The organism is Acinetobacter sp. ANC_7511, from assembly GCF_056779975.1.
In genome coordinates, this window is record NZ_JBWYIY010000002.1 from 200395 (window position 1) to 214236 (window position 13842).

Annotated in this window: 9 protein-coding genes and 1 tRNA gene; all 10 read right to left on the reverse strand. The window is 38.8% G+C overall.

Annotated elements, in window-relative coordinates:
* Positions 1-53: 53 nt before the first annotated feature.
* A complete protein-coding gene (locus AC1M9L_RS02430) occupies positions 54-2258 on the reverse strand; it encodes an OsmC domain/YcaO domain-containing protein (protein ID WP_481591236.1) in 2205 nt (734 codons plus the stop codon).
* A 235-nt stretch (positions 2259-2493) separates the two neighbouring features.
* Complete coding sequence (locus AC1M9L_RS02435) at positions 2494-4725, reverse strand: NADP-dependent isocitrate dehydrogenase (RefSeq protein ID WP_481591237.1); 2232 nt, start codon at positions 4723-4725, stop codon at positions 2494-2496.
* A 565-nt stretch (positions 4726-5290) separates the two neighbouring features.
* Positions 5291-5367 (reverse strand) — tRNA-Val (locus tag AC1M9L_RS02440).
* A 26-nt stretch (positions 5368-5393) separates the two neighbouring features.
* Complete coding sequence (locus AC1M9L_RS02445; protein WP_481591238.1) at positions 5394-7406, reverse strand: transglutaminase TgpA family protein; 2013 nt, start codon at positions 7404-7406, stop codon at positions 5394-5396.
* Positions 7407-7435: 29 nt separating this feature from the next.
* Positions 7436-8341: a DUF58 domain-containing protein gene (locus AC1M9L_RS02450; RefSeq protein WP_481591239.1), complete on the reverse strand. Its 906-nt coding sequence runs from the start codon at positions 8339-8341 to the stop codon at positions 7436-7438.
* 10 nt (positions 8342-8351) lie between these two features.
* Positions 8352-9311, reverse strand: a complete 960-nt coding sequence (locus tag AC1M9L_RS02455) for an AAA family ATPase (RefSeq protein ID WP_035265922.1) — start codon at positions 9309-9311, stop codon at positions 8352-8354.
* Between the two features lie 98 nt (positions 9312-9409).
* Positions 9410-10426, reverse strand: a complete 1017-nt coding sequence (locus tag AC1M9L_RS02460) for a 2-dehydropantoate 2-reductase (RefSeq protein ID WP_481591240.1) — start codon at positions 10424-10426, stop codon at positions 9410-9412.
* A 125-nt stretch (positions 10427-10551) separates the two neighbouring features.
* Entirely contained in the window at positions 10552-10854 is a 303-nt protein-coding gene (locus AC1M9L_RS02465) for a YbdD/YjiX family protein (RefSeq protein WP_481588442.1), read from the reverse strand.
* Complete coding sequence (locus AC1M9L_RS02470; RefSeq protein ID WP_481588443.1) at positions 10851-12944, reverse strand: carbon starvation CstA family protein; 2094 nt, start codon at positions 12942-12944, stop codon at positions 10851-10853. The genes AC1M9L_RS02465 and AC1M9L_RS02470 overlap by 4 nt, the downstream gene beginning before the upstream one ends.
* 170 nt (positions 12945-13114) lie before the next feature.
* Positions 13115-13684 carry an elongation factor P gene (efp, locus tag AC1M9L_RS02475; protein WP_035265851.1) on the reverse strand — a complete coding sequence of 190 codons (570 nt, stop codon included), beginning with the start codon at positions 13682-13684 and terminating at the stop codon, positions 13115-13117.
* Between the last annotated feature and the right edge of the window lie 158 nt (positions 13685-13842).

The window sequence follows — 13842 nt, forward strand, 5'->3', positions numbered from 1 at the left end:
TTTGCTGATCTTTAAAATAAAAAGGCCACTCTTCATAGTGGCCTTTCATTCGATCAGTTTTGTTGAGAAACAAAACGTGCTCTGGCAGCATGAAGCTTCTTATAGCTCTCAATAAGTTTTAAATGACGATCGAGACCTTCAAGTTGCATATTGGTTGGCGTCAATCCATAAAAACGCACATCACCTTCGATTGAGCCTATTGCAGCATCAACTCTCTCATCACCGAACATACGTCTAAAATTCGGTTCATAGTCTTCAATTTCCATTTCTTCATCTAACAACACTTCTAATACAACATCCATGCATTGATAGAATAAGCCTCGTTCTACGGTATTGGTGTTGTATTGTAAGAACTGTTCTACTTGGTCTTTCGCTTCTTCGAAATTTTCCAAAGCTAAGTTAATTAATAGTTTTAATTCAAGAATAGTTAACTGACCCCACACCGTATTATCGTCAAATTCAACACCAATCAAGGTAATAATATCGGTATAGTCATCCACTTCAACTTCTTCAAGTTTCTCTAGCAAAGCTTCGAGCTGTTCATTATCTAAACGATGTAAGTTAAGAATATCTTCTCTAAAGGCTAAAGCTTTATTGGTATTGTCCCAAACCAGATCTTCAACCAAATACACCTCAGAATATCCTGGCACCAGAATTCGGCATGCAGTTGCACCTAAATGTTGGTATACAGCCATGTAAACTTCTTTACCCATCTCTTTTAGGATATTGAACATCTTTTCAGCTTCTTCAGCGTTTGTATTTTCACCTTGACTGGTGAAATCCCACTCTACGAAATCATAATCAGATTTCGAACTGAAGAATCTCCAAGACACAACACCCGATGAATCAATAAAGTGTTCCACAAAGTTATTTGGTTCTGTCAGTGCATGGCTATTGAAAGTAGGACGTGGTAAGTCATTTAAACCTTCAAAACTACGACCTTGTAAAAGCTCTGTTAGGCTGCGTTCTAATGCAACTTCAAAGTTTGGATGAGCCCCGAATGATGCAAAAACGCCACCCGTTCTTGGATTCATTAATGTCACGCACATGACTGGGAATTTCCCACCTAATGAAGCATCTTTGACCAGCACTGGAAAACCTTGCTCCTCAAGCCCCTTAATACCCTCAACTATTTTTGGGTACTTTGCTAGAACATGTTCAGGTACATCTGGCAGGGTAATTTCACCCTCTAAAATTTCGCGCTTCACTGCACGTTCAAATATTTCAGATAAACATTGTACTTGTGCTTCAGCCAAGGTATTTCCTGCGCTCATACCATTTGACAGATACAAATTTTCAATCAAATTTGAAGGGAAATATACAATCTCACCATCCGACTGGCGTACAAAAGGTAACGAACAAATACCTCTCGCAGTATTGCCAGAATTTGTGTCGTACAGATGTGTGCCTAATAATTCATCTTCAGGATCGTAAATTTCAAGTGTATATTCATCTAAAATTTCTGATGGCAATTCACCATTTGGACCTGGTTGGAACCACTTTTCATCAGGGTAATGCACAAATTCAGCATTTGCGATTTCTTCACCCCAAAATTGGTCGTTATAGAAGAAATTACAATTCAAACGTTCAATAAACTCGCCTAATGCAGACGCTAAAGCACTCTCTTTCGTTGAACCTTTACCATTGGTAAAGCACATTGGCGCTTGTGCATCGCGAATATGTAAAGACCATACGTTTGGCACAATATTTCGCCAAGATGCAATTTCAATCTTCATTCCTAAGCCCGCCAAAATTGCAGACATATTGGCAATCGTTTCTTCAAGCGGTAAATCTTTGCCCGGAATAACAGTCACATTTTCCTTGGCAATATTTGGCATAAGTAAAGCTTGAGCATCCGCATCAATGCTTTCAACTTCCTCAATAACAAATTCAGGACCTGTTTGAATGACTTTTTTTACAGTGCAACGGTCGATTGAACGTAAAATACCTTGTCGATCCTTCTCAGAGATATCTGAGGGTAATTCGACTTGAATTTTAAAAATTTGTTTATAACGGTTTTCTGGATCAACAATATTATTTTGGGATAATCGAATATTTTCTGTAGGAATATCTCGTGCAGCACAATACACCTTTACAAAATAAGCTGCACATAATGCTGAAGACGCAAGAAAATAGTCAAATGGGCCTGGCGCAGATCCATCACCTTTATAACGAATAGGTTGATCGGCAATAACCGTGAAATCGTCGAACTTTGCTTCCTGTCGAAGATTGTCGAGATAATTGACTTTGATTTCCATGCGGGCACCTACAGAACTTATCCAAACAGCTAGATAAGTTAAAAATAAATTAAAACGCATTGTAATCAGAAATGCTTGCAAATTGAATGAAAGTTTTTTAAATCCTCCCCTTAAGCTCTCTCTAATTGGGCGTTATCAGTGTTTTATTTACAAAAATTTTAATAAAAAAAGCTGGTACCGAAGTACCAGCTTTTTTTAATCCGCCAAACTGAAATTCAGTTCAAATTAAGTGTTATTAGATGCTTGCAATAGCAGCATTTAAAGTTGCACTTGGACGCATAACTGCATTTACTTTCTCTTGATCGATTGCGTAGTAACCACCGATATCAACAGGTTTACCTTGAACTTCTGCAAGTTCAGCAACGATCTTCTCTTCATTTTCAGCTAAAGTCTTCGCTAAAGTAGAGAATGTCGCTTTTAATTCAGCATCTTCGTCTTGAGCTGCTAATTCTTCAGCCCAGAACTTAGCTAGATAGAAATGGCTACCACGGTTGTCTAACTCACCTGTACGACGTGATGGAGATTTGTCGTTGTCAAGTAATTTACCAGTTGCAGCATCCAATGTTTTCGCAAGAAGTTTAGCTTTAGGGTTGTTTTCTTTAATACCAAGCTCTTCAAGTGAAACAGCGAGTGCAAGGAACTCACCTAAAGAATCCCAACGTAAGTGGTTTTCTTCAACAAGTTGTTGTACGTGTTTAGGTGCTGAACCACCTGCACCAGTTTCGTACATACCACCACCCGCCATTAAAGGCACGATAGACAGCATTTTCGCAGAAGTACCAAGCTCCATAATTGGGAACAAGTCAGTGAGGTAGTCACGTAGAATGTTACCCGTTACAGAGATTGTATCTAGACCACGAGCAACACGTTCAAGTGTGTAACGCATTGCACGTACTTGAGACATGATTTGGATGTCTAGACCATCTGTATCGTGATCTTTTAAGTATTTTTGAACTTTCTTGATCAATTCGTTTTCGTGTGGACGGTATGGGTCTAACCAGAAGATTGCTGGCATACCAGAGTTACGTGCACGTGTTACAGCTAGTTTTACCCAGTCGCGGATCGGTGCATCTTTCACCTGACACATACGCCAGATATCACCTTCTTCCACGTTTTGAGACATTAAAACTTCGCCAGTTTCGATATCTGTGATGTTAGCTACACCAGCTTGCGCGATTTCGAAAGTTTTGTCGTGTGAACCGTATTCTTCAGCTTTTTGAGCCATTAGACCAACGTTAGGTACAGTACCCATTGTACGTGGGTCAAAGTTACCATTCCACTTACAGAAGTTGATCATTTCTTGGTAAATACGTGCAAATGTAGATTCAGGCATTACTGCTTTACAGTCGTAAGGCTTGCCGTCAGCACCCCACATTTTACCACCACCACGGATCATTGCAGGCATAGAAGCATCTACGATCACGTCGTTTGGAGAATGGAAATTAGTGATACCTTTTGCTGAATCCACCATTGCTAAAGCAGGACGGTGTTCTTGACATGCGTGTAGATCTTCGATGATCTCTTCACGTAAAGAAGTCGGTAAAGTTTCGATCTTCTCGTAAAGACCAGCCATACCGTTGTTTACGTTAATACCTAGTTCGTCGAACAGTTTACCGTGTTTTTCGAACGCTTCTTTGTAATAAATCTTCACACAGTGACCAAATACGATCGGGTGTGAAACTTTCATCATGGTTGCTTTAACGTGTAAAGAGAACAAGATGCCCGCTTCTTTACAATCATCTAATTCTTTTTCATAGAAGTCACAAAGCGCTTTCTTGCTCATGAACATTGAATCGATGATTTCGCCGTCTTGCAGTGCAACTTTGTCTTTAAGAACGATAGTTTCACCAGAATTCGTGATCAATTCCATTTTCACATTGCGAGGACGATCTAAAGTCATAGACTTTTCGCCGTGATAGAAGTCACCTTCATCCATGTGAGAAACGTGAGTTTGTGACCACTGTTTCCACTCACCCATAGAATGTGGGTGTTTTTTCGCATAGTTTTTAACAGCAGCAGGCGCACGACGGTCAGAGTTACCTTCACGCAATACTGGGTTTACTGCTGAACCTAAGCATTTACCAAAACGTGCTTTAAGTGCTTTTTCTTCTTCAGTCGTAGGATTCTCAGGATAATCTGGAATTGCATAGCCTTTTGATTGAAGCTCTTTGATACATGCAGTCAACTGAGCTACAGATGCACTGATGTTTGGAAGTTTGATGATGTTTGTGTCTGGATCTTGTGTAAGACGACCTAATTCTGCAAGATTGTCTGATACTTTCTGCTCTTCGCTAAGGTATTCAGAGAATTCAGCGAGCACGCGTGCTGCAACTGAGATGTCAGTTTTTACAATCTCAACACCAGCAGGCTTAGTAAAGGTCTCAATGATCGGCAGTAGTGAGTAAGTCGCCAGTAATGGCGCCTCGTCGGTCAGTGTGTAGATGATAGTTGACTTTCCACCAGCCATATATAGCCCCTTGCTTTGGATTGAGTTACAGAGCACCGAACTTTTGGTCCAGTCTCTTAGAACCGATTTGCTTAAATTAAAACGTTGAGAGTATCGTTCTTCGTCGCATTTCAGTCAATGAAATAAGCTTTTAGTACGCTATTTTGATGAAATAACATACAAAATAGTATCCATCTTTAGTTTGATAATACTGTATGAATTTCATTACTTCTGAATGAAAAGTGAAGAACTGGTAATGAACGTTGATCTCAACTTCCCTGTAATATGAACATTATACGTGTCTCATATTTAAACAGGATGGCAAAAGCGTACATTTCGGGCGTTATTGTAAGTGTTAATGTACCGGTATATTAATAAATTACGGAAATACCCAATATTTAGATTAAAGCATTTTGGGTATTTATACTTAAAATATATAATTTAATATCAAATTTAGAGATTTTTGAAACGAAATTTTTCTTGATAGAGTAAGTGATAACGAATACTTTACTTTTAAATAAAGAAGTAATGTCTTGCTTACGAAAAAAGGGCTTAAGTAAAATACTTAAGCCCTTTTTTTAAATCTTGGTAGGTATATCCAGACTCGAACTGGAGACCTCTACGATGTCAACGTAGCGCTCTAACCAACTGAGCTATACACCTAGAATGCTTCGCATCTTATGCAAAAATCACTTGGCTGACAAGCCTTTTTCATATTTAACCAAAAGATATGAACAAGTTTTAATCATTGACTTAAAATTTGCGAACTCTTGTTTAGAAATACTCGATTGTGAATAACTTAAGTGCTCGTACAGAATGATAATTTCGAGGAAAACAGCTCTATCATTTTGACTTAAAGGTGATGAAATTCTTTCTAACCATTGTCGAACCGTTTCGTAAGAATAACGGCGATTGTGAAGTCCTAATTTTCTATTAAAAACATGAAGTACCCAGTCGATTTGTGAATAGTGTTTTCTTTTTTTCCTCAACATCCATAGTGCATAACATCCTAATATGCTCAGTGAGCTTGCAAGGATAATCACAAACACTGAAGCAACTGAATGAATTCCAAATTTTGTCATCCAACTCTGCTGTTGATCAGCGTTATATCCAACAACTTTACTTTGCCATTGATAACTTGCGTAATCACTCCATACGCGAATTTTTGTCAAAAAAGGATATTTTGTAACTGACCAATTTTTATTCTCAGAGTAAAGTGTTTGATTATTTTGAATTAAACTTTGCATTCCCTGGTCAATACGCTCTGGAGCAATCATTGCAGTGGGATCAATCCTCTGCCATTGACCTCCAAAATATACTTCAGTCCAAGCATGTGCATCTAACTGCCTCACTTCCCAACTTTTTTGGTCTGGCGCAAATTGACCTCCTTGATAACCAGTCACGACTCGGGCAGGAATACCGACATAACGCATCAACATGACAAAACTAGAAGCAAAATGCTCACAAAATCCATGTCGTGAATTAAACAGAAATGCATCTATCCGATCACCATTCAAAACACCGGGAGATAAAGAATACTGAAAGCTATTTTGCTTAAACCAGTCTAAAACTTGCTGGATATAACGCTCTGGCTGCTCTCCACTTTTAATAAATAAGTCCCACGCTAAACTTTGACTTTTGATATCACTCTGATGGAGATACTGGGTGTAATACTGAGTTTGAAACTGACTAAGTTCATGATTTATTTTCGTCTCACGCCCTAACCAAACTAAGTTTATGGGTTGAGCCGTTTGAATAGGTCGTTGAGCTGAAATACCACCGTCATAACGGAGATAATAATTTCGTTGTTGAGGTACAGATTGCTCTAATCCCATGATCCATTCTACAGAAGAATCTTTAGCCAAATACTGATAATCAACTTTTTGATTTAAATTAGAAAGTTGATAAGAGTTTAACTCATTTAGCCCTCTATTAAATCCATGACTCGTCCATTTTTGACCATCATATTTATCTAAGACCAAAGCTCGCCAATACATTTCTGAACGCTTCGGTAATTTTGTGATATCACCAATAATACGAAATGCCAATTCATTTGACTGAGACAGCTCAGCAATGTCACCTGGGGACATAGAATCACTGATTCCTGTCATCCCCTTATTTTGTTGAATGGGGATATGCCAGAGCGGAGGTAATCGTGGAAAAAAAATAAAGAGTAGTATAAAAAAAGGAATTGCCAATCCGATGAATTTACCGACATGAATGACATCGTGCTTTAAGCCATTTTTAGTTTCAGGAGTGGACAGAAACTCCGCGGTTTGAATTCTATACAGTCCTACAAAACAGCTCACTAAGCACAGCACCACTCCCAAAGCAACATACAACGTTTGACTGTATAAAAACGTACTTGCCGCCACGAATAAGGCAAAATTAAAAACGATGATCAAATCACGTTTTTTTTGGGTTTCTAATGCTTTTGCAAATAGAAAAGTTGTCAGCGATGCTACCCCAGCCTCAACACCAACAAAGGTATGGTAATGCAGATAAATCGCGCCAAGTGCAATTGCTGTAAAACTAAATTTTATTGCTTTGGAGACATTTTTTTTACTTTTTTGAATATGCCATAAATATATAAGCTCAATACAGAGCACCAAAAATAAAGCATAAGGTAGATAAATAATCTGGATAAATAAAATGAGTGCCAAACTCAATAGCATGGATTGTGAAACTTTAGGATGTACCATATATCAAAACCTATTTTCTATTTCACACTTTATGCCTGAGCAAGCAGAATTTTAGCCTGCTTGATATGCTCAGCTCCAAATCCTTGATTCAATTCGGCATGAGGTAACACCAGCTTAAAAGGAATTTGTAATTGCTCACACTGCTCCACCACACCCATCATATATTTGAGCTTTTCTTCATGCTCGACTGATGGCATATGATGATAATGAATATCAACACATCGATCCTGTTGATGCTCTTCAAAAACTTTAATATACAAACCTTGTCCACGAGCAGCCTGCTTCCAAGATACACTTTGTAATGAGTCGCCGACCTGAAAACTTCTTAATTCTTTAAACTCATCTTTTTCCTGATCCAATACAAATGCATTTGAAAAGCTTGTATTCGGATTTATTTTGGCTTGAGGCGCAATCCATGCATGTCGCCCATGAAAGATAAAAGTCCAAGCTCGAACAAGACCAAATGGATACACTGAAGCAATGTGTATATCGGGATAGTTATACTGTCCTCGTTGATCAACCTGAATCTGAATAACACATTCAGACTGTTTTTGGTCAATGTGAATATGCTGTGTCTCAGAATCGATGGAGATCGATAAATAACGTGAATATGAATAAGGTTGATTCAAGTAGATTTTAAATAAAATCGAGTGCCCTACCTGTCCGACTTCATCAGTATTGATGTCTATCTCAAGACCATGCAATTGTTTAAAGGTGATATAAAAACTAATGCATAAGATCGCACTAATTAAAAAGCAGAAACCTAATATCAAATTATTGGCATAGTTAATACCCGCAATAAATGTGATAAAAATCAACACAAGATATAAGAAACCTTGCTGATAAATAAAAATCAAAATATCGCGTTGACCAATTTTTTTACTCTGCTCAAACCGAAATCTTTTTTCTAACCATTGCTTCCAGATACTGGTCACCTGCATAACCTCAAATCAATTTAACCTGATTCATTAGGGAGACCGTCTCATCCTCACTCAAGTTTAATCGATGAGCGCATACTGCTGAAAATACAGCTTTTACATCATCAGGAATGACAAAGGCTCTGGCATGCACGATCGCTCTCGCTTGTGATGCTCGTTTTAAAGCCAATAATCCACGCGTCGATAAACCATGCGCACTTTTTCGTGTTACCGCAGCCAAATCCAATAAATAGTCTTGAATTGCATCACTTAAATGGACTTGATGAGTCAAAGATTGCAATCTCAGTATTTCAGTCTCATTAAATACATGGATCAACTGTGCGATTAATTTGGCACGTGATTCTTGTTGAAGAAGTATTTTTTCTGCATGGCGAGATGGATAGCCAAGAGATAACCGCATGAGGAATCTGTCTAACTGAGACTCTGGTAGTGCATAAGTCCCGCTTTGAAAGAGTGGATTCTGAGTTGCTATCACCCAAAAAGGCTGAGGTAAAGCATAACGCTGTCCATCAATCGTGGCGTAGCCCTCTTCCATCGCTTCTAGCAATGCACTCTGTGTCTTAGGACTACAGCGATTAATTTCATCTGCCAAAAGAACTTGGGTAAAGACAGGTCCGTACTTAAATTCAAACTGATGCTCTTTTTGATTAAAAACATTCACGCCAATTACATCACTGGCGAGCATATCATTGGTAAATTGGATTCTTTGAAATGATAAACCTGATAATGATGCCAAACTACTGGCCAATGTGGTCTTACCCAATCCAGGTAAGTCTTCAAATAAAATATGACCACCTGCAATTAAACTACATAAAGCCAATTCAGTTTGCGTATTTTTATCCAAAACAATTTGATTGATTTGTTCTAGAAATAATGAAATTTTGGGAGTAAATGATTGAATCTGAGATTCTAACTCAGGCTGTATAATATCTTTTGATTGAACACTCTGCTTCATTCCCCAAATCATCATTTACATTTCCAAAACTATATATTTCTACCATACAGGTTTTTTTTATTTTCTCAAATATTTCTAATAATCAGTGTATTAAAGAATCAGTATCAAACTTAATGCTGAATAAGCTTCAACTGTGTGAGCATCTCTTCAGGTCCAATTTGAAGGCTTGAATTATTGTTTTCCGCCAGCTTGATCTGTTCAATAAAATAGCTGTTGATCGGTGCATTCCCCCCGAGTGTATTAGCAAGTCTGACCACTTCACCATTAATCCAATCAACCTCCGTCGTGCGCCCTAAATTCAGATCATCCTGCATAGATGAACGAGCTAGTGGATCAATGGCTAACATTTTGCGACTGATCAACTTAAACAACCAATTAGGAAGTCGAAGAATATGAGGAATGATGTTCGCTGTTACAGGCGTTAATTGTGCGGGTTTAATATTTGCCTGCTTTAAAATTTGAAGCGTCTCTAACTGTGCCTGAGCAAGGCACTTTCTATACATTCGATTAGTAAGTTGATTTCTTAAAGTTAGACCAGATAAAGCGTTAATCGAATTGTTCAAGTTGAATAAGACTTTAGCCCACTGTACCTCTAACATATCATCACGGAATTCAACTTGCAGTTTCGCCGCATCTAACACTATTTTTAGCTGATTACTTTCTACAAATTTTTTTATCATTAATGTTCCATCAGAACCTTGATGGAAATGAGACGGTTTGAGTTCTGCGACATTAAATGGAACCATTCCTTCCATAATCTCCCATTCTGGCAGCATTTTTTTTAACCGTGGAACATTACTCACCCCATTTTGAAAACTGATGAGACTCGGTTTATTGAGAGTGTCACAGCTTCGTATTTCAGATGCCACTTGCTCTGTCGCTGCTGATTTTACACAAATCATGACTAAGTCCGTGTCTAAGACTTCTGCTAGATTTGTTGTAAGTCTTAATTGATCTGGAGTGAGCTTATGATGGTAGCCGTTTAAATCACTGAGCTCCAATCCATTTTGGCTTAATTTTTGATAGCTTCTTTCCCTACAGTAAAATGTCACCTGATGGCCTGCTGCGACCATTCTTCCACCGATATAACAGCCAATCGATCCTGCACCATAAATTCCAATTTTCATGTTTTTATCCTTTGTTATTGATCAAGAGTATACGAGTTTCAGAACAATAAATTTGTCAGGTTTTATACAATTAAAACAAATAAAAAACGACACCTCAGTGCCGTTTTTTATTTAATATTAGAAAATTAACATGGACATTTTTTCATACCGCCTGCTGCACTTGGATAGCGTGCATCGACACAATAGCGATGAAAAGTTTTTTCATCCATTGGCTCTAGGTCAGGGTGATGCTTTTTCATATGCTCTACATAGTTTTGGTAATCTGGGACACCCACCATTAAACGAAAACTTTGTTGTAGCCGCTGCCAAATCAGTTGAACTGTTTTGATTCCATTCAACATTAAAAACTTCTTCGGCTGAGCCAAAATCGTGAATTTAATGATTTTACCCAATGCCAGCTTTTGACGAATTTGTTCTTTCAAACTCATTTGGTCTCTCCTGCAGGGACTTGATCAGTATAAATTGCTTCAGCTTCCTGAGCCGTTGGCTGCGGATTTGCTAAAGCACGACGAATCACTTTAATGGCAGCAAACAACATCACCACAGCAACAATCATAAAGAATGCACATAACGCAGCATTAATCTGATTAGATAAAGCAACAGTTTGCATTTCCGCAATGGATTTCGCAGGCGCTAAAATTTCGTTTCGCTCAATAGCCGCATTGAAACGATCTGCTTGTGCCAAGAATCCGATTTTTGGATTTTCATGGAAGATTTTTTGCCAACCAGCAGTCATCGCTGTAATGAATAGGAAAATCGTTGGAACAATGGTGACCCACACATATTTTTCTTTCTTCATCTTGAACAAAATGACAGTTCCCAGCATCAGTGCCATCGCAGCTAAAATTTGGTTACCAATACCAAATAATGGCCACAAACTATTGATACCGCCCAGTGGATCAACTACGCCTTGATATACAAAGAACCCCCAGCCTGAGACTGCAACGGCAGTACCAATCAAGTTGCCCACAAACGACTTAGAGTTTTTAACCGCAGGGACAACGATACCCACAGTATCTTGAACCATAAAACGGCAAGCACGTGTTCCTGCATCAACAGCAGTTAGAATAAATAGCGCTTCAAACAAGATCGCAAAGTGATACCAAAATGCCATCATTTCACGACTATTAAAAATTTCAGTGATGATGTGCGCCATACCAATCGCAAACGTCGGTGCACCACCAGTACGAGAAAGAATTGTGCTTTCACCAACCTCTTGAGCAAGTAGTGTTAAAGCTTCAGGTGTAACCACAAATCCTAAATTACGTACCGCCTCTGCGGCACTTTCAACCGTCGTTCCTATCACCGCAGCTGGTGAGTTAATGGCAAAATAAACACCTGGATCCAAGATCGTTGCACAGATCATCGCCATGATTGCGACAAATGATTCCATCAACATACCGCCGTATCCGATCATCCGGATATCGCGTTCATTATTTACGAGCTTAGGTGTAGTTCCTGATGAAACCAATGCATGGAAACCTGAAATTGCACCACAGGCAATGGTAATAAATAAGAATGGGAAAAGTGATCCAGAGAATACAGGTCCCGTGCCATCTACGAAGTGGGTAATTGCAGGCATTTTTAATTCAGGCATCGCAAATACGATACCCAATGCTAAACCTGCAATCACGCCAATTTTCAAGAAAGTCGATAAATAATCACGTGGAGCCAATAACAACCATACTGGTAATACAGAAGCGATGAAACCGTAGATAATCAATGCCCATGTTAACTCTGTACCCGATAAAGTGAATAATTGCCCCCAATAAGGATGTTGAGCAATATTTTCACCGTAGATGATACCGAGCATCATCAGTACAAAGCCAATGATTGAAACTTCGGCAATCTTTCCTGGACGGATATATCGCATATATACGCCCATAAATAATGCAATTGGAATGGTAGCAGCAATACTAAACACACCCCATGGACTATTGGTTAATGCTTTAACCACTACGAGTGCAAGCACAGCAAGGATAATGATCATTACCCCTAATGCACCAAGCATCACAATAATTCCTGCAAATGAACCCAGTTCTTGTTTTGCCATTTCACCCAGTGAACGTCCGTCACGGCGTGTAGAAATAAATAAAACTAGAAAATCTTGGACTGCACCAGCCAGTACAACACCGACTAACAGCCAAATCGTTCCTGGTAAATAACCCATTTGCGCAGCAAGAATAGGCCCAACTAACGGACCAGCACCTGCAATCGCAGCAAAGTGATGACCAAACAAAACACTTTTATTTGTAGGCACATAATCTAGACCATCCGCTAGACGGTGCGCAGGTGTTAAACGCCGAGCATTTAACTCGAATACTTTATTAGCAATAAATAAACTATAAAAACGATATGCAATACTGTAGACACAGACTGCAGCGAGTACGAGCCAAACTGCGTTGACATGTTCTCCACGACTAACCGCTAATATTCCAAAGGATACTGCACCGATTATGGCCACAATAATCCAAATCAATTTCGAAGTCATGGATGACTTCGGTTGTATTTGATCCATATCAAACCCTCATTATTTCGTATTTGCAATCAGCTCAATTTTATTATTCGTGTTACTGCTGTTTTCCCTTGCGACTATACTCCTCAATAATTCTTCTTTACCTTAGACCTTGGCATTAAAAAAGGGATGATTGTCATCATCCCTTTCGATAATAGTATAAATTTACACCATTATGCACGTTCTAAGTATTCACCAGTACGTGTATCAACACGAACGCTTTCTTCTTGTTGAACGAATAATGGAACACGTACTACAGCACCTGTTTCAAGTTTCGCTGGTTTACCACCACCGCCAGAAGTATCACCACGTACGCCTGGATCAGTTTCAACAATTTTTAATACCACGAAGTTAGGTGCATTCACTGTTAAAGGAACACCATTCCATAACATGATTGTGCATTTTTCGTTTGAATCGTCTTTCAACCATTTCGCAGCATCACCCATTGCAACTTTGTCAGCCGCAATTTGCTCGAAAGTCACAGGATCCATGAAGTTCCATAGTTCGCCGTCGTTGTATAAGTAGTCCATTTCTACTTCTACGATATCTGCTGCTTCTAAAGAATCACCAGATTTAAATGTTTTTTCTAATACTTTACCTGATTTAAGGTTACGTAATTTAACACGGTTGAACGCTTGGCCTTTACCTGGTTTAACGTATTCGTTTTCCATGATTGAGCATGGGTTACCATCAAGCATTACCTTAAGGCCAGACTTGAAATCGTTCGTAGAATAATAGGCCATGAGAGGCTCACTCCAAACTTACTAACTTTAATCTATTAATGCGATGGGCTGCTACACTGTCATTTAGCAAGGCTGACAGGTGCATGATATGCCACATGCACATGCATTTATGTTGCGTATTCTAAATGACCAACCTACTCTGCCGCAATGATAAATTC

Excerpts from the sequence above, each read along its gene's own strand:
- AC1M9L_RS02455 (WP_035265922.1), bottom strand. The coding sequence starts at position 9,311 with ATGATTTGGGGAATGAAGCAGAGTGTTCAATCAAAAGATATTATACAG.
- AC1M9L_RS02435 (WP_481591237.1), bottom strand. The coding sequence starts at position 4,725 with ATGGCTGGTGGAAAGTCAACTATCATCTACACACTGACCGACGAGGCG.
- AC1M9L_RS02460 (WP_481591240.1), bottom strand. The coding sequence starts at position 10,426 with ATGAAAATTGGAATTTATGGTGCAGGATCGATTGGCTGTTATATCGGT.
- AC1M9L_RS02470 (WP_481588443.1), bottom strand. The coding sequence starts at position 12,944 with ATGGATCAAATACAACCGAAGTCATCCATGACTTCGAAATTGATTTGG.
- efp (WP_035265851.1), bottom strand. The coding sequence starts at position 13,684 with ATGGCCTATTATTCTACGAACGATTTCAAGTCTGGCCTTAAGGTAATG.
- AC1M9L_RS02445 (WP_481591238.1), bottom strand. The coding sequence starts at position 7,406 with ATGGTACATCCTAAAGTTTCACAATCCATGCTATTGAGTTTGGCACTC.
- AC1M9L_RS02430 (WP_481591236.1), bottom strand. The coding sequence starts at position 2,258 with ATGGAAATCAAAGTCAATTATCTCGACAATCTTCGACAGGAAGCAAAG.
- AC1M9L_RS02465 (WP_481588442.1), bottom strand. The coding sequence starts at position 10,854 with ATGAGTTTGAAAGAACAAATTCGTCAAAAGCTGGCATTGGGTAAAATC.